The 15680-nt window shown below is 67.3% G+C and carries 15 protein-coding genes; 4 read left to right on the forward strand and 11 right to left on the reverse strand.

Annotation, left to right across the window (positions count from 1 at the left end):
* Positions 1-30 precede the first annotated feature (30 nt).
* A complete protein-coding gene (locus RMO95_RS09670; RefSeq protein WP_310450414.1) occupies positions 31-1092 on the forward strand; it encodes a hypothetical protein in 1062 nt (353 codons plus the stop codon).
* Between the two features lie 5 nt (positions 1093-1097).
* Complete coding sequence (locus RMO95_RS09675) at positions 1098-2105, forward strand: RNA methyltransferase (RefSeq protein WP_310450415.1); 1008 nt, start codon at positions 1098-1100, stop codon at positions 2103-2105.
* Here the strand turns inward: RMO95_RS09675 and RMO95_RS09680 are convergent.
* Positions 2073-3023, reverse strand: a complete 951-nt coding sequence (locus tag RMO95_RS09680) for a LysR family transcriptional regulator (RefSeq protein ID WP_310450416.1) — start codon at positions 3021-3023, stop codon at positions 2073-2075. The two genes, RMO95_RS09675 and RMO95_RS09680, sit on opposite strands and share 33 nt — an antisense overlap.
* A 94-nt stretch (positions 3024-3117) precedes the next feature.
* On the opposite strand from RMO95_RS09680, the gene RMO95_RS09685 reads away from it, so the two are divergent.
* The gene (locus tag RMO95_RS09685) at positions 3118-3726 is read left to right on the forward strand and encodes an FMN-dependent NADH-azoreductase (RefSeq protein ID WP_310450417.1); all 609 of its coding nucleotides are present in this window, start codon (positions 3118-3120) and stop codon (positions 3724-3726) included.
* 183 nt (positions 3727-3909) lie between these two features.
* Entirely contained in the window at positions 3910-4785 is an 876-nt protein-coding gene (locus RMO95_RS09690; protein WP_310450418.1) for a pirin family protein, read from the forward strand.
* Positions 4786-4842: 57 nt separating this feature from the next.
* On the opposite strand, the gene RMO95_RS09695 is transcribed toward RMO95_RS09690, so the two are convergent.
* The 10 genes from RMO95_RS09695 to RMO95_RS09740 form a co-directional block, all read right to left on the reverse strand.
* Positions 4843-6408, reverse strand: a complete 1566-nt coding sequence (locus tag RMO95_RS09695) for an FGGY-family carbohydrate kinase (RefSeq protein ID WP_310450419.1) — start codon at positions 6406-6408, stop codon at positions 4843-4845.
* 67 nt (positions 6409-6475) lie between these two features.
* A complete protein-coding gene (locus tag RMO95_RS09700) occupies positions 6476-7315 on the reverse strand; it encodes a fumarylacetoacetate hydrolase family protein (protein ID WP_310450420.1) in 840 nt (279 codons plus the stop codon).
* Between the two features lie 22 nt (positions 7316-7337).
* Positions 7338-8354, reverse strand: a complete 1017-nt coding sequence (locus RMO95_RS09705; protein ID WP_310450421.1) for an MlaD family protein — start codon at positions 8352-8354, stop codon at positions 7338-7340.
* A 115-nt stretch (positions 8355-8469) separates the two neighbouring features.
* Positions 8470-9222, reverse strand: coding sequence for an ATP-binding cassette domain-containing protein (locus RMO95_RS09710; protein WP_310450422.1), 753 nt, complete (start codon positions 9220-9222; stop codon positions 8470-8472).
* The gene (locus tag RMO95_RS09715; protein ID WP_310450423.1) at positions 9219-10355 is read right to left on the reverse strand and encodes an ABC transporter permease; all 1137 of its coding nucleotides are present in this window, start codon (positions 10353-10355) and stop codon (positions 9219-9221) included. Before RMO95_RS09715 ends, RMO95_RS09710 begins: the two co-directional genes overlap by 4 nt.
* Positions 10356-10371: 16 nt before the next feature.
* Complete coding sequence (locus tag RMO95_RS09720) at positions 10372-11805, reverse strand: DEAD/DEAH box helicase (protein ID WP_310450615.1); 1434 nt, start codon at positions 11803-11805, stop codon at positions 10372-10374.
* A 279-nt stretch (positions 11806-12084) separates the two neighbouring features.
* Positions 12085-12933: an alpha/beta hydrolase gene (locus RMO95_RS09725; RefSeq protein WP_310450424.1), complete on the reverse strand. Its 849-nt coding sequence runs from the start codon at positions 12931-12933 to the stop codon at positions 12085-12087.
* A gap of 50 nt (positions 12934-12983) precedes the next feature.
* The gene (locus RMO95_RS09730) at positions 12984-13481 is read right to left on the reverse strand and encodes a MarR family transcriptional regulator (RefSeq protein WP_310450425.1); all 498 of its coding nucleotides are present in this window, start codon (positions 13479-13481) and stop codon (positions 12984-12986) included.
* A gap of 114 nt (positions 13482-13595) precedes the next feature.
* Entirely contained in the window at positions 13596-14057 is a 462-nt protein-coding gene (locus tag RMO95_RS09735; RefSeq protein WP_310450426.1) for a SixA phosphatase family protein, read from the reverse strand.
* 54 nt (positions 14058-14111) lie between these two features.
* A complete protein-coding gene (locus tag RMO95_RS09740; protein WP_310450427.1) occupies positions 14112-15626 on the reverse strand; it encodes a CYTH and CHAD domain-containing protein in 1515 nt (504 codons plus the stop codon).
* Positions 15627-15680 lie beyond the last annotated feature (54 nt).

Consider the following 15680-nt stretch of genomic DNA (forward strand, 5'->3'; position numbering starts at 1 on the left):
CCGCCGTTGCTCACCTGACCGACCATGCCCATGAACTCCGATATCTTCCAGTCGGCCGATATTTTCCGCGTTCGCTTCGAACAGGGGCTGGTCAATCTGTTGCGCGCTAGCGGCGAATTGGGCGAGGACATCCTGGTGCTGGCCAACGCCAATTTCGAACCACGCATCTGGGCGCACCTGCACGGTGAACTGCGGCTCTGTTTCGCGCGGCTCGCTGCCGAGCAGGCCGTGGCAGCGCAGGAAGGACGTCTGCCGCATGGCGCAGCGGACGATGTGGTGGCACTGCGCCAGATTCTCGACCATGGCTTCGAAACCCTGCGCTCGACCGAACTGCGCCGCGCCGGGCCGTGGGAACTTCAGTTCAATCCGCTGCGGGCCTTTCGTCCCGCACGCCACGGCAATGCTCCCGTCACGGGCATCCGCGCGCCCTTCGAGACGACGCGCTTTCACTTCGACAAGCCCTTCTTGCGCCGGGAGATCATCTGGCAAGGCCCGCTGGGCGGCCGCGATGCGACGCTGCTCTACAACAAGTTCCCTTTTGCCGATTACCACGGCTTGCTGGTGCCGGACATCGGCGCCCATCGGCCGCAGTTTCTCGAGGCGGCGGACTTTGCCTGGCTGTGGAAGCTCGCGCGGGAACTGGGCGAACGCATGCCGGGCTTCGGCATCGGCTACAACAGCTACGGCGCCCATGCCTCGGTGAATCACCTGCACTTCCAGACCTACCTGCGTACCGTGCCGCTGCCCGTCGAGGACGCGCGCTGGAGCCACAACGGTGGCGCCGAGCCCTATCCATGCTGCTGCCTGAGCTTCGACCGGCAGCAGGCGGCGTATGAATTCATCGCAGAGCTGCACGAGCGCACGATCGGCTACAACCTGGTCCTTGCGGCGGGCAAGCTCTACTGCCTGCCGCGGCGCAAACAGGGCGAAATCGCCTATGCCCCCTGGCTGGCTGCGCTGGCATGGTATGAAATGGCCGGCGGCTTTCCGCTGGCGAACGAAGCCGATTTTGCCCGGCTGGAACCCGCGGAAATCGCCGCGCAGATCGCGGCCGCGGACCTGGTTGGCTGCGACACTCTGTCCGCTCGATGATGGCCATGCGCATCGAGCACATTCGCCACAGCCTGCGCGACCAGGGCGCCCTGCCATGCCACGAAGAGCGCATCCTCAGGTCATGGACGCGGGCGCTGCCGCTCGACAGCGGGCCGGTGCTGCCGGAGAATTTTTTCCCATTGAGCATACGCATCGCCTTGCCCGGCCTGGCAGCGGAACTTGCCGGCCTGGCGCGAGTGCGCACCGAACATGCCGGCGATGACGGATCCGCGCGCCTGCTGGTGGAGCTTGGCGATGGCCAGACCGTGGAGAGTGTGCTGCTGCCGCGCGACGGCGTCTGCGTCTCGACCCAGGTCGGCTGCGCGGTGGGCTGCACTTTCTGCATGACCGGTCGCGAGGGCCTGCTGCGCCAGCTCGGCAGCGCCGAGATCGTCGCCCAGGTGGTGCTGGCCCGCGCCCGCCGCAGGGTCAGGAAAGTCGCGTTCATGGGCATGGGTGAACCGGCGCACAACATGGACAACGTGCTCGAGGCGATCGACCTGCTCGGCACCGCGGCCAACATCGCGCACAAGAACCTGGTGTTCTCCACCGTCGGCGACCGCCGAGTGTTCGAGCGGCTGCCGCAGGGGCGGGTCAAGCCGGCGCTGGCGCTTTCGCTGCATTCGACACGCGCCGAACTTCGCGCGCAACTGCTGCCGAAGGCGCCGCGCATCGATCCGGACGAACTGGTGGCGCTGGCCGAAACCTATGCGCGCGCCACCGGCTATCCGATCCAGTACCAATGGACGCTGCTCGAAGGCATCAATGATGGCGACGACGAACTCGACGGCATCGTGCGCCTGCTCGCCGGCAAGTACGCGGTGATGAACTTCATTCCCTGCAACGACGTGGAAGGGGGCGCTTACCGCCGCCCCTCGCAAGAACGCACCATGGCGATGTCGCTGCATCTGTATCGCCACGGCATCCTTGCCAAGCTGCGCCAGTCGGCCGGTCAGGACATAGACGGCGGCTGCGGCCAACTACGGGCGCGCAGCATCGCGCAAGCCGCCTGAAACTTCGGTCGAGTTTCCGGGCGCCCCCTTCAGCGTCGCTTCGAGCATGTCGATGAATGCCCGCGTCTTCGCCGGCATCAGGCGCCGCCCCGGGAACACGACCCAGGCCGTGGGCGAGGGCACGCACCAGTCGGGCAGCACGCGCCGCAGTTCGCCGCGTGCCACGCTGGACGCCGCAAAGTAGTCGGGTACGGCGGCAATGCCGGCGCCGGCCCGCGCCAGGTCGTTCAGCAACTCGGGAGCGTTGGCCACCATTCGCGCCGGCGGCGCGCCTTCCCATTTGCGCTCGGCGCACATCAGCGTCCAGCCTGTCGCTTCGCCGTTGCGCCCAAGCAAGCGCAGCGTGTCGTGCCGGTCGAGATCTTCCGGCGACGCCGGGTCGCCGCGCTCGGCCAGATAGGAGGGTGCCGCATAGAGGCCGCAGGGGAACACGGCGATGCGCCGCGCGGCCAGCAGCGTGTCGTCGGGCAGGTCGCCGATGCGCACCGCGAGATCGAAATTCTCCCCGAGCAGATCGACGCGCCGCGGCGAGAGATCGAGTTCCAGCGACACCGCCGGGTGCAGGGCGATGAAGGCCGCCAGCATGTCGGTCAGCAGCAGGGTGGCGAAATCGCTGGGCATCGATACGCGCAGGCGGCCGCTGGGGCGCGCCTGGCGGTATTCACTGAGCGCCTTGACGGCATCGACCTCGGCTGCCACCTGGCGCGCGTGTTCGAGCAACTGCAAGCCGAACTCGGTCAGCGCGAGGCGGCGCGTGGTGCGCAGCATCAGGCGTTCGCCGAGCTGCTCCTCAAGGAAGGCGATGCGCCGCGACACCGTGGATTTGGGCAGGCCGATGCGCGTCGCGGCACGGCTGAAGCTGCCGGCCTCGGCGACACGGGCGAAGATCAGCAGGTCATTTGGCTCGTATTGTTCCATTGGCGGAACAATGTTATCCGATCCATGGGCTTCTGTTCTTCCATGGCTATCAATAAAGTAGGCACCAGATAATCAACCACCCAAGGAGAGCCAAATGAACATCCTGCAAATCAACGCCAGTGCCCGCCGCGAAGCGGCCAATTCAACGCGTGTCGCCAATTCCATCGTGGCTCGCCTGCAGTCGGCCAACCCGGCGGCCAGGCTCACGGTGCGCGACCTCGCCGTCACGCCGCATCCGGTGCTGGACGAAGCCGCGCTCGGCGCGCTGTTCACCCCGGCCGAGAAGCGCAACGCCGAGCAGGCGGCGCGCGTCGCCCTCGACGATGCATTGATCGCCGAGATCCAGGCGGCCGATGCGATCGTGCTCGGCGTGCCGATGTACAACTTCGGCGTGCCGGTGCAGTTGAAGAACTGGATCGATGCCGTCGCCCGCAACGGCGTGACTTTCCGCTACACCGAAAAAGGCCCCGAGGGCCTGCTCCAGGGCAAGACGGTCTATGTCGCCCTGGCCCGCGGCGGCAGCTATCGCGGCACCGAGGCCGACAGCCAGGTGCCCTACCTGAAGACGGTGCTCGGTTTCCTCGGCATGACTGAAGTGCATTTCATCTACGCCGAAGGTCTCAACATGGGCGCGGAAGCCGCCGAGCGGGGCTTCGCCAGGCCGAGGCAGACCTGGCCGTGGCACTGGCCTGAGAGCTTGTGAATAAATCTACTGCGCGTGCCGGATCGGGGCTTGGGCGGTGCTCGCTATCCTCATGTACAGAAACGTACATTCCGGTAGCTGCGCTCCGGCCGCACCCCGCTGCGGCCCGCTCGCTACGATTTCTTCACAAGCTCGGAGCCCGAATCCGCGCAACGCATTCATAAACCCGATCGAGGAGCCATCATGACAAACAAGCAAGTCCGTAGCAGCGAGTCGGTTCGCCAGTCGCGCGGCGTCGAACGACTGGTCGTCGGCAGCCCCACGTCCGATGGCGCCGGCGTCAAGCTGACGCGGGTACTGACGCAGCCGCTGCAGCGCCGGCTGGACCCCTTCCTGATGCTCGATGCCTTCGCCAGCGACAACCCGGACGACTACATCGGCGGCTTTCCCGACCATCCGCACCGCGGCTTCGAAACCGTGACCTACATGATCGCCGGCCGTATGCAGCACCGCGACAGCGCCGGCCATGAAGGCCTGCTGGAAAACGGCGGCGTGCAGTGGATGACCGCGGGCCGCGGCGTGATCCATTCCGAGATTCCGCAGCAGGAGGCCGGCGTCATGGAAGGCTTCCAGCTCTGGCTGAACCTGCCCGCCAGGGACAAGATGAGCGAGCCCTGGTATCGCGATTTCGCTGCGGCCGAGCTGCCGCGCTTCGAAACCGATGGCGGCGTCGCCGTGACCGTGATCGCCGGCGAGAGCCACGGCGTGGCCGGTGCGGTGACGCGCGAGGCGACGGCGCCGCTGTACCTGGACCTGCACCTGCCGGCCGGTACGCGTTTCGCGCAGCCGCTGCCGGCCGGACACAACGCCTTTGTTTATGTCTATCGCGGCGAAGCGCGCATCGGCGGAGAAACTCTGCCGGCAAACCGCATGGCGATTCTCGCCAATGAGGCAGAGGCCGACGGGGTGGTGATCGAAGCCGCCGGAGAAGCGAAAGTATTGCTGATCGCCGGCCGGCCGCTGAACGAAGCCATTGCCCAATACGGTCCGTTCGTCATGAACACGGACCAGGAGATTTACCAGGCGCTGAATGACTTTCGGGATGGGCGCCTGGCGTGACATTCCGATGCACTTGCTTTGATCCAGGAGGAATGCCGTGAACGATACGTACAAGGCTCATCGCTCGGGTCCCGGGTAGCCGGTGATTTCGCGTATCTCCCGATACAGCGGCTGCAGCCGCCGGTACATGCGGCAATAGACCTTGCGGTAGAGCTGATCGTAGATGCGCACGTGCTGCGGCTCGGGCTGGAACACCTGGCCGACGCGGGTCATTTCGCGCACGGCGGTGGCGAAGTCGGGATGCAGGCCGAGACCGACGGCGGCGATGATGGCGGCGCCGAGGCCGCTGGTCTCAAACAGGTGCGGGCGTTCGGTGGGCAGATTGAAGACGTTGGCGGTGATCTGCAGCGCGGCGTCGCTTTGCGAGCCGCCACCGGAGACGCGCACGCGTTCGATGCGCGTGCCGCCGCGCCGCTCGATGCGCTCCTTGCCTTCGCGCAGCGCGTAGGCGAGGCCTTCGAGGATGGCGCGGTAGAGATGGGCGCGGGTATGCACGTCGCCGAAGCCGATCACGGCGCCCTTGGCTTCGGGGCCGGGCACCTTGATGCCGGGGTTCCAGAAGGGCTGCAGCATGAGGCCCATGGCGCCGGGCGGCACCGCATTGACCAGTTCGTCGAACAGGCTCTCGGGCGCCACGCCGCGGGCCTGCGCCTCGATCTTCTCGTGCAGGCCGAACTGTTCCTTGAACCAATTCACCATCCAGAAGCCGCGCGTGATCTGGATCTCGGTGTTGTAGTGGCCGGGCACCGCGGCCTGGTAGGGCGGGATGAAGGGCGTGGCTTCGAGGTAGTGCGGCGTGGTGGTATTGATCGTGGCGGCGGTGCCGTAGGAGAGGCAGGCGATCTCGGGCGAGAGGCAGCCGGCACCGATGACTTCGCAGGCCTTGTCGGCGGCGCCGGCGATCACCGGCAGGCCCTCGGGGATGCCGGTGTCTTGGGCCGCGGCGGCGCTGATGAGGCCGAGCCGCGCGCCGGCCGGAACCAGCTCGGGCAGCATTGCGCGCCTGACCGGCAGGCATTGCCATTTCCAGTCCCAGGCGGCGGCCCAGCGCCCGCGCCGGTAGTCGAAGGGGATGTAGCCGACCTGGCTCGCCACCGAGTCGACGAAGCGGCCGGTGCAGCGGTAGTTGAGGTAGCCCGAGAGCAGCAGGTACTTGTCGGTGCGCGCCCAGAGCGCGGGCTGGTGCTGGGCGATCCAGTTGGCCTCGGCTTCGCGGGCGAAGAAGCGGATGGTGTCGCGCATGCCGATCGCGCGCAGCGCCAGTTCCCACCACCAGGCCAGCTTCGGCTCGGCGTCGGCGCGCCGCTGGTCGAGCCAGATGATGGCGGGGCGCAGCGGCTGGCCGTGGCGGTCGAGGTTGATCACCGTGGCGCGCTGGGTGGTGATGCAGACGCCGGCGATCGAACTCCGCGGCACCTGGGTGTTGGCCCAGAGCCGCTGGCATGCGGCGCACAGCGCGGCCCAGAACTGTTCCGGGTCGTTCTCCACCCAGCCCGGCTCGGGCGACTGGTAGCTGGTGATATCGACCTGCGCCTTGTCCACCAGGTGCCCATGCCGATCGAATATCAGCGCGCGCACGCTCTGCGTGCCGTTGTCGATGGCGAGGAGGTAATCCTTGCTCATGGCGCCCAGCGAGTCTCCCGAAATCTGCTGTAGCGCCGGGTTGCCAGCGCCAACTCTTGAGCCGCTGCTATGCCGTCGCGATGACGGTCTGCTGCTGCTCGCCGAGCCCGTCGACGCCGAGCCTGAGCCGGTCGCCGAGCTTCAGAAAGCGGCCGCGGCCCAGGCCGACGCCCTGCGGCGTACCGGTGCAGATCACGTCGCCGGGCAGGAGCGTCATGAAGCGCGAGACATAGCTGACGATCTCGGCGCAGGAAAAGATCATGTCGGACGTACTCGAATCCTGCATGCGTTCGTCATTGACGTCGAGCCACAGGCGCAGCCGCTGCGGGTCGGCGACTTCATCCCGCGTCACCAGCCAGGGGCCGATCGGGCCGAAGCTGTCGCAGCCCTTGCCCTTGTCCCACTGGCCGCCGCGTTCGAGCTGGAAGGCGCGCTCGGAGACGTCGTGGAACACGCAGTAGCCGGCGAGGTGATCGAGCGCCTTGGCCTCGGTCACATTGCGTGTTTCGCGGCCGATGACCAGCCCCAGTTCGACTTCCCAGTCCAGCTTGCTGCCGCCGATCGGCATCAGGATCGGATCGTTGGGGCCGCTGATGCAGGTGGTGGCCTTCATGAACACCACCGGTTCGGCCGGAATCGGCATCTTGGCTTCGAGGGCGTGGGCGCGGTAGTTGAGGCCGATGCCGACGATCTTGGAAATGCCGGTGAAGGGCACGCCGAGCCGCGGCGTGCCGCGCACTTTCGGCAGTGAGACGGGGTTCAGCGCGCGCAGGCGCTTCTGCCCGGCCGCGGAGAGTTCGTTCCAGCCGATGCCGGCGACATGGGCGGAGAGATCGCGGAGTGTTCCGGTACTGTCGATCAGGCCGGGTTTTTCGCGGCCCCTGGGGCCGAAGCGGACGAGTTTCATGCTGCCTCCTTTTTATGGGGTTTCAGGGTGGGGATTTTTGCCGCTTGCCGCGCCAGATGGCGTCGGGTTGCTGTTCGAGGGTTTCCGCCAGCAGGCGCAGGGCGTCGGCGGCGCGCGCGATTTCCTTCAGCGTGGCATTGACGTTGTCCACCGTGGGCGATTCCTGTTCGGTCAGGCTGCGCACCGCGCCGGCGGCCTTGGCCAGTTCCTCGCTGGCCTGGGTCATGCCGGCGACCAGGCGCGAATCGGGCTTGGCCAGTTCGGCCACGCGATCGGCGGCCGTGTCGAGCCTGGCCAGCGCCGCCTGGGCCGCCAGCAGCGCCTTCTGCATCTCGGCCAGGTTGCCGCGCACGTCTTTGAGCAGCGGGCCGCTCTGGGCGTCGAAGCGCGCGGCGAGCGATTCGAGGTGGCGCAGCGTGGCGTCGAGACGCCTGGGCAGTTGTTGTGTCTCCTTGGCCGACATCAACTGGTTAACCGCGTCACTGATGGCTGCCACGTCGGCGAGAAACTTGTCCATCGGGAAGCCTTCGAGCTTGGTTGCCAGCTCCTGCACGGCGGTGCGGATGGTCGGGATTTCGCTCTGTTCGGGATCGAGCGCGGCGAAGATCGCCGGCTTGTCCGGGTGGAAATCCAGATCGACATAGAGCTGGCCGGTGAGCAGGCTCTGCATCCGCAGTCGCGCGCGCAGGCCGCGCTCGACCAGTTGCCTCACCGTCGCGCGGTCACGCAGGTCGATCGGTTCGCCGCCGCGCGTGCGCACCACCTGGGGTTCCAGTTCGATCGTCACCGGCACCAGGAAGCGATGGCTTTGCGGGTCGAGTCCGAGCTGTATCTGCGTGACGGTGCCGACCTTGACGCCGAGAAAAACCACCGGCGCGCCGACCTGCAGGCCCTGCGCCGCACCTTCGAAATACATCACGTGCTGCCGTCGCTCGCCGAACCAGCTGCCGCCGGTCAGCAGCAGTGTGGTGACGACGGCCAGCGTCAGCGCACCGAGGACGAAGGCGCCGATCAGCGTCGGGTTGGCTTTGCGGCTCATGGACCTGCCCTCCGTCCCCCATCCCGAGGATGGGGGTGACACGGGTTCGGCCCCGCTGCGCGTGGCCTCCGGGTCAATGGCTGCGCCCCGCTTGGGGCGGCCCGGCGCCGGGCGCTCATGCGCTTCCACCGCGGGTGAGGAAATGGCGTACCTTGGGATGGCCGTTCTTCAGTGCGTCCTGCGGATGCCCGGTGGCGATCATGGTGTGGCTTTCGGAATCGAGATAGATCGAATTGTTGCCGATGCTGAGTATGCTGGCCAGTTCGTGCGTGACGACGACGATGGTGGTGCCCAGGCTGTCGCGCAGTTCCATGATCAGCTCGTCGAGACGGCGCGCCGTCAGCGGATCGAGGCCCGACGAGGGCTCGTCGATGACCAGGATGTCGGGATCGAGCGCCATCGCGCGCGCCAGTCCGGCGCGCTTCTTCATGCCACCGCTGAGTTCGGCGGGATAGAAGTCCTCGAAGCCGGCCAGCCCGACCAGGGCCAGCTTGAAGGCGACGATCTCGTCGACGCGGGCCGGCGCCAGGCCCGTGTATTCGGCAAGCGGCAGCGCGACGTTCTCCGCCAGGGTCAGCGAACTCCACAGCGCACTGCCCTGGAACAGGATGCCGAGGCGGCGCTTGAGCCGCTGCTGCGCCTCGGCTTCGGCATTCCAGAAGTCCTCGCCGCTGTAGAGAACGGAGCCGGCCGCCGGCCGCTGCAGGCCGACCAGGGCGCGCATCAGCGTGGTCTTGCCGCAGCCGTTGCCGCCCATGACGACGAAGATGTCGCCCTTGTTTACCGTGAAGTCCAGGCCGCGCTGCACGATGAAATCGCCATAGGCCATGGCGAGGTCGCGTACTTCGATGTGGGCTGTCTCTGTCATATACCGAGCTGGTAATAGACGACAGTCATGATCGAGGCCGCAATCGTGATCAGCAGGATCGCGGTGACCACGGCGGAGGTCGCCGCATGGCCGACCGCCTCGGCGCTGCGTCCGCACTGCATGCCGCGCAGGCAGCCGGCGAAGGCGACGATCGCGCCATACACCGTGCCCTTGGACAGGCCGACCGCGAACTGCTTGAACTCCAGCGCGCGCAGGGTTTCCGTGTAGTACTCGAAGACGCCGATGTCGAAAATGGTCAGCGACACCAGCAATCCCGCGAGCATGCCGATGAAGGCCGAATAGAGCGTCAAGAGCGGCACCATCAGCATCAGCGCCAGTACGCGCGGCAGCACCAGGAAGTCGAAGGCCGAGATGCCGAGCGTCTGGTAGGCGTCGATTTCCTCATTGACCTGCATGGTGCCGAGCTGGGCGGCAAAGGCGGCGCCGGTGCGGCCGGCGATGATGATGCCGGTCATCAAGGCGCCTACTTCGCGCACCATGCCGATCGCCACCAGGTCGGCAATGAATATCTGCGCCCCGACCAGCTTCAGCTGATCGGCACCGAGGTAGGCGAGGATCAGTCCGACCAGGAAGCTGATCACCGAAACGATGGGCAGCGCCCGCGGTCCGACTTCCTCGATCTCCAGCCACAGGTCGCGGGCGCGAAAGCGGGCGCGGCCGGCGACGAGGCGCAGCAGCGACAGCACCAGTTCGCCGAGAAACCCCAACATCCGCGGCGCGCCATGAACGAACTCCAGGGTGGCGGCGCCGACCTGGGCCAGCGCGCCCTGCGGGCCCGGCTCGCGCGCGGCCAGCTTCTGCTCGGGAACGGCGGCGGCCATCGCCAGCAGACGCTGTGCGCCGGGCGGCAGCCCGCTGCCATCGACCGCGATGTCGCGCTGTGCACAGGACTTGCTGATGCCGGAAACGAAGGTCAGCAGGCCGGAATCCCAGTCGGCGAGTTCGCCTGCATCGAAACGGATCCGGCGCACCGGCGCCGCCAGCCGGGCTTGCAGGGTGTCGGCCGCGGGCAGGTGTTGGTCGATGCGCCAGCGCCCGCCGAGCGCGATCACCAGTGTGGCGGGATCGCCGGATGGGTGAACATCGAGCTGCCATGCGGCATCGTCGCGCATGGCCGTTTGCGTCGTGCTATTTCTTGCCCAGTCCGCCGAGCAGCGCCGCCACGGCCTTCTGTGGGCGCGTCACGGCGGGCTTTTCGGTGCCGGTTTCGACGGGGCCCAGCTTGCTGACATAGGGCTTGTTGGGGTCGAAGTCCAGGCGTGGCAGGCGCGGGTCGAGGCGCGGCACGTGGGCGGCGGGCGCCGGCAGATGTGGCGGCGGGCGGCGGTCGTGCGGCTTGACCTCGCGTTCGCGGCGGCGTTCTTCGTGCTCGCGGCGATGGCCGCTGCCCGTGCGTTCGCGCCCGCGCTCGCGGTCGCGTTCGGGCGTCGCCGTGCCGAGATTGAAGCCGGTGATTTCGACGCGCTCGATCGGGCGCTTGATCAACCTCTCGATGTCGGCCAGGCGCTGGCTTTCCTCGGGCGCGAACAGCGAGGTGGCGTTGCCGGTCTTGCCGGCGCGCCCCGTGCGGCCGATGCGGTGGATGTAGTCTTCGGCCGTGTGCGGCAGTTCGTAGTTGATGACGTGGGGCAGGTCGTCGATGTCGAGGCCGCGCGCGGCGACGTCGGTGGCGACCAGCACGCGGATCTTGCCCGACTTGAAGCCTTCCAGCGCCTCGGTGCGCTGCTGCTGGCTCTTGTCACCGTGAATCGCATCGGCGGCGATGCCCTGGCGTTCGAGGTAGACCGCGAGGCGGCTGGCGCCGAACTTGGTGCCGACGAACACCAGCACCTGCTTGGCGTTTTCCTCGTCGTGCGTCAGCAGATGCACCAGTAGGCTGCGCTTGAGGTCGGAGGCCACCGGGTAGACGCGGTGGGTGACGGTCTCGGTGACCATGTTGCGGCGCGCGACTTCGATCAGTTGCGGCGCCTTGAGCATGGTATCGGCGAGGTTCTTGATCTCGTTGGAGAAGGTGGCCGAGAACAGCAGGCTCTGCCTTTCCTTCGGCAGCATGGCGAGGATGCGCTTGATGTCGGGGATGAAGCCCATGTCCAGCATGCGGTCGGCTTCGTCGAGCACCAGCACTTCGACGGCGTTGAAGCTGACGCTCTTCTGCTGCACGTGGTCGAGCAGGCGCCCCGGCGTCGCGACGACGATCTCGCGACCCTCGCGCAGTTCGGCGATCTGCGGCCGGATGTCGACGCCGCCGTAGATGCAGACCGAGCGCAGCGGCAGATGCTTGCTGTAGGTGACCACGCTCTGATGCACCTGCATCGCCAGTTCGCGCGTCGGCGCCAGGATCAGCGCGCGCACCGGATGGCGCGCCGGCGACGGCGAGGAACTGGCGTACTTGGCCAGGCGCTGCAGCAGCGGCAGGGTGAAGCCGGCGGTCTTGCCGGTGCCGGTCTGGGCGCCGCCCATGACGTCCTTGCCGGCCATGATGATCGGGATGGCCTGGATCTGGATCGGCGTCGGCGTGGTGTAGCCGGCGTCCGTGATGGCGCGCAGCAACTCGGGCAGCAGGCCGAGCTGATCGAAAGTTGGTGCTGGCGGTACGGCGCTTGCGCTGCTGTCCTGGGTGCCGTCGACGGAATGGGTGATGCCTTGCGTGGTGGTCGCGTTCAATTGAACTCCTGAATCGGCCTGCCCCTTGCGGGGAACCGGTTCAGGCGGCGAAGCGCTTGAGGGAAATGCGGCGGAATGCCGGACTGGGCGCCAACCGGCAGGGCGCGCATGGCGCGTATTGTATTACAGGCAGCGATGCCCGCGCTGAAGCCTGTCGCGGCGCGGCCTGCGCCGTTGTCATGGCGTTTTTCCGAGCAGGCGCAGCGTGGCATGGAACAGCGGCTGGTCGGCAGCGCCCAGCGCCTCGATGCTGGCCAGGTGATGACGACCGGGCAGCGGCAGGTCGTGGCCCAGGCAATGCGGCCAGGCTTCGTGTATCAGCCGGTTCTGGCGCTGGAACTCGGCGCTTTCCTTGCCGCCGACGGCGGTCAGCAGCGGCGTCGCGAGTTTCGGCCGGTAGGCGATCGGGCTGAGTCGCCGCGCCGTCGCCGCATCGAGCCTGAGGTCTTGCTGCAGGAAGGGCGTGCGCACCAGGGGCTGCAGGTCGTAGATGCCGGAAACGCAGACCGCGCCGCACAGCAGGTCCGGCGGCAGGTCGGGTGCCAGCAGCGGCCAGTCGGCGGCCAGCATCATCGCGGCGAGATGGGCACCCGCGGAATGCCCGGCGACCACCATGCGGCGCGCGTCGATGCCCAACTGCGGTGCGGTGCGATGGAGCCAGGCCAGGGCGCGCAGCATCTGCCGCACCATGTCCGCGATGGACGTGGCAGGCGCCAGGCCGTAGTTCGGCATGGCCACGGCCACGCCGGCGCGCACGAAGGCCGGCGCGAGAAAGGAAAAATCCTGCTTGTCGAGCGAGCGCCAATAGCCGCCGTGGATGAATACCAGCAGCGGCGCGTTGCGTGCGGCTGTCGGGTAGAGATCGAGTGTTTCGGCGGGCGCCGGGCCGAAATAGTAATCCTGCTCACAGCGCAACTCGGCGCGCGCCGCGCGCGATTCCTCGCGCCAGCGGGCGAAGATCTGCGGATGGTCGGCGATCGCCGCGCGGGCGTTGTATTCGCGGTCGAGTTGTTCGGCTGTCAGCATGCGGTGGTCCCGGTGCGGTGCGGCGCCCCGGGGCTGGCGTATCACGCCAGTTATTTCCCCGCGGCCTTGGAGGCGCTGCGTTTCAGCGCTGCGAGTAAATCGTAGAGCTGGCCACGCTGCTTTTCGTCCATGCCGGCGAATAGCTCGACTATCCAGGTTTCATGCGATTCGGCCATTTTGCGGAAGCTGCGGCGGCCTTCGGGCGTGAGCTTGACGATGTAGGCGCGGCGGTCCTTGGGGCTGTCCTCGCGCACCACCAGGCCTTCGGCGACCAACTGATCCGTGATCCCGGTCACATTGCCGCCGGTCACCATCATGCGCTTGGACAGTTCGCCCATCTTGAGGCCCTGCGGCGAGCGTTCGAGTTGGGACATCAGGTCGAAACGCGGCAGGGTGATGCCGAACTCGGCGCGCAGGCGCGAGCGGATGTGGTTTTCGATCAGGTTGGTGCAGGCCAGGGTGCGCAACCACAGCCGCAGGTCGGGGGCGTGTTCGGACGTGGCGCGGGTTTCGGTGTCAGACGCGGCGACAGCGGGTTTCTTCGACATGTAGGTTGGGCGCTTGCAGGTGGAGCGCAATTAATATATCGACGCCTAAAATATCAAAAGCCGCTCATTTCCGCAACTCATATGAAGCCAGAATCCCGCGGGACGCCTGCGGATTCAGGCGAAATCGGGATTGAGCACGGCGCGTAGCACGGTCCGTCTTTCGCCGTCGCGCACGCGGCGGGCAAACCACCAGACGGCGCCTTTCTTGATGGTCCAGTCGGCCTCCGCCCCGCCCAGCAGCTGGGCGGCGACGCGTCCCAGGGTCGGCTGATGGCCGATCACCAGCACCGCGCCGCTGTGGTGGGGCCAGCCGGCGACCGACAGTACGTCGGCTGCCGAGGCGCCAAGACCGAGTTTGGGCTCCACCTCGTAGGGCAGTTCCAGGGCATGGGCGGTCTGTTGCGTGCGTTCGGCGGGGCTGACCAGGACTTTCCGCTTGTGCGGCAAGTGGCGGTGCAGCCAGCGCGCCACCTGCTTCGCCTGCTTTTCGCCGCGCGCGCTGAGGCGCCGCTTGTGATCCGGGAGAATGCCGTCGCCGTCTTCGGCTTCGGCATGACGCCAAAGTATCAGGTCCATCCAAGTATCTCCAGTGAGAGGGGGCAATGCTGAATCATTGCCGTTACGTGCGCATTATCGTGTTCTGCGGGAGCCGAGCCGCGGCAGGCTCAGGCGGATCAGGCGCGCGCGCTCGCTGGCTATGCTCGCCAGCAGCCGGGAGTAGCGCGGGCCGTGCCAGCCGCCGATCAGGGTGACTGCCTCGCGCAGGCGCGGATCATCGCCGGCGCAGTCCATCAGCAGGGCGCCGGCATTGGTCAGGTCGTTGAGCTGGCCCAGCGTGTCCTGGGCCACCGCGAGACGTTGCAGCACGCGAGCGAATGTGCCGTCCGGCGCCAGGGGCGCAAAGAACTCCAGCGCATAGCGCAGACGCTTGACGCCGATGCGCAGGGCATGCAGCGATGCCGGATCTTCCAGTTGCGCCGCCGCGGCCAGGCGTCGCAGTTTCCTGCGCAGGCGCCGCAGGCGTTCCGCTGCGAAGCTTTGCAGCGGGATCACGGCGGCGTCGGGTGCCGGCTTCGGGTGCAGGGATTCGAGCGCGGCGAGCAGGGTGCGCCCATAGTCGGGCGCCGCGAGCAGGGCCAGCGCTTCTCCGCGAGCGGCATAGCGGCGGTTGGTGATGTCGCTGGCCAGCGCCGGCAGCCGTGGTTCATTGGGCAGCGCGTCCAGCACCGGGTTGGCGATTTCGCTCAGCAGCACGTCGAGATCGCGAGCGCGGCCCAGGTGCTCCATCAGGGCGGAGAGAGGCTGGCGCAAGGACTCGCCAAGGCGTTCCGGCAGTACCGGGGCGAACAGCCGCAGGGCCGCCCGCAGGCGGCGTGTGGCCACACGCATCTGGTGTATGTATTCCGGGTCGTCGCTGGCGAGCGCACCGTGATGATTCTGCTGCAGGTGTTCGAGGCAGGACAGGGCGATCCGGAGAAAGGCCTCGAACGGCGGCATCGCCGCCGACAGCGCCACGGCTTCGGCCTTGAACGGCGTCAACGGCGTGCCGAGGTGCAGGCGATAGCCGCGCTCGGCCTTGGACAACACCGATGGCGTCAGCGCCACGCGCTGGGCGAGCTGGGTGGCCACCGCAAATATCGCGTGCACCGGCGCCCCGGCAAGTTCCAGTTCCACTTCGGAGATGGCTTCGCGGCGACCGTTGGCGATGATCCAGCCGCGATCCAGGGTCAGCAACACCGTGCCGGGGGTGGCGGCAAGCGTCCAGGTGATGCGGCGGAAGCGGGTTTCGCAAATCGGTACGATGCGCGCCAGCAGCTTCGGCCGCTGCAGCCATTCGCGCACTGCGGATTGGTCGATGCCCGAAAAATCGAAATTTCCGGCGTAGGGAACTTCCCACTCCGGCCGACTGGAGAGGCCGGCCGCCGAAGCGCCCGCCAGCTTGACCGTCTGCAGCCAGTCGTGCCCCTTGCGGCGCAGGCGCAGGGCGATGCCGCGACGACGCAGGGAGAGGCCTGCCGTGTCGTAGTAGATGTTGTCCAGCGTCTCGACCCGGCGCTCGATCGCCTGCTTCAGCAGCGGGTGGCGCAGGAAGCGCCCCTGATGGTCTTCTGCCAGCGCCAGCTTGAGTTCGACTTCTTCAGCCATGGCGGTGTCCTGACTGGAAAGTCTGCATTATCCATGAAGCGTGCATGAAGATGG

It is taken from the genome of Sulfuritalea sp., assembly GCF_031426875.1.
Taxonomy (GTDB): Bacteria; Pseudomonadota; Gammaproteobacteria; order Burkholderiales; family Rhodocyclaceae; genus Sulfuritalea.

What these genes read in the sequence shown, in the direction of transcription:
- RMO95_RS09735 (WP_310450426.1), bottom strand. Translation starts at nt 14,057, where the DNA reads ATGGACCTGATACTTTGGCGTCATGCCGAAGCCGAAGACGGCGACGGC.
- RMO95_RS09690 (WP_310450418.1), top strand. Translation starts at nt 3,910, where the DNA reads ATGACAAACAAGCAAGTCCGTAGCAGCGAGTCGGTTCGCCAGTCGCGC.
- RMO95_RS09740 (WP_310450427.1), bottom strand. Translation starts at nt 15,626, where the DNA reads ATGGCTGAAGAAGTCGAACTCAAGCTGGCGCTGGCAGAAGACCATCAG.
- RMO95_RS09710 (WP_310450422.1), bottom strand. Translation starts at nt 9,222, where the DNA reads ATGACAGAGACAGCCCACATCGAAGTACGCGACCTCGCCATGGCCTAT.
- RMO95_RS09685 (WP_310450417.1), top strand. Translation starts at nt 3,118, where the DNA reads ATGAACATCCTGCAAATCAACGCCAGTGCCCGCCGCGAAGCGGCCAAT.
- RMO95_RS09730 (WP_310450425.1), bottom strand. Translation starts at nt 13,481, where the DNA reads ATGTCGAAGAAACCCGCTGTCGCCGCGTCTGACACCGAAACCCGCGCC.
- RMO95_RS09680 (WP_310450416.1), bottom strand. Translation starts at nt 3,023, where the DNA reads ATGGAACAATACGAGCCAAATGACCTGCTGATCTTCGCCCGTGTCGCC.
- RMO95_RS09725 (WP_310450424.1), bottom strand. Translation starts at nt 12,933, where the DNA reads ATGCTGACAGCCGAACAACTCGACCGCGAATACAACGCCCGCGCGGCG.
- RMO95_RS09675 (WP_310450415.1), top strand. Translation starts at nt 1,098, where the DNA reads ATGCGCATCGAGCACATTCGCCACAGCCTGCGCGACCAGGGCGCCCTG.
- RMO95_RS09705 (WP_310450421.1), bottom strand. Translation starts at nt 8,354, where the DNA reads ATGAGCCGCAAAGCCAACCCGACGCTGATCGGCGCCTTCGTCCTCGGT.
- RMO95_RS09715 (WP_310450423.1), bottom strand. Translation starts at nt 10,355, where the DNA reads ATGCGCGACGATGCCGCATGGCAGCTCGATGTTCACCCATCCGGCGAT.
- RMO95_RS09695 (WP_310450419.1), bottom strand. Translation starts at nt 6,408, where the DNA reads ATGAGCAAGGATTACCTCCTCGCCATCGACAACGGCACGCAGAGCGTG.
- RMO95_RS09700 (WP_310450420.1), bottom strand. Translation starts at nt 7,315, where the DNA reads ATGAAACTCGTCCGCTTCGGCCCCAGGGGCCGCGAAAAACCCGGCCTG.
- RMO95_RS09670 (WP_310450414.1), top strand. Translation starts at nt 31, where the DNA reads ATGAACTCCGATATCTTCCAGTCGGCCGATATTTTCCGCGTTCGCTTC.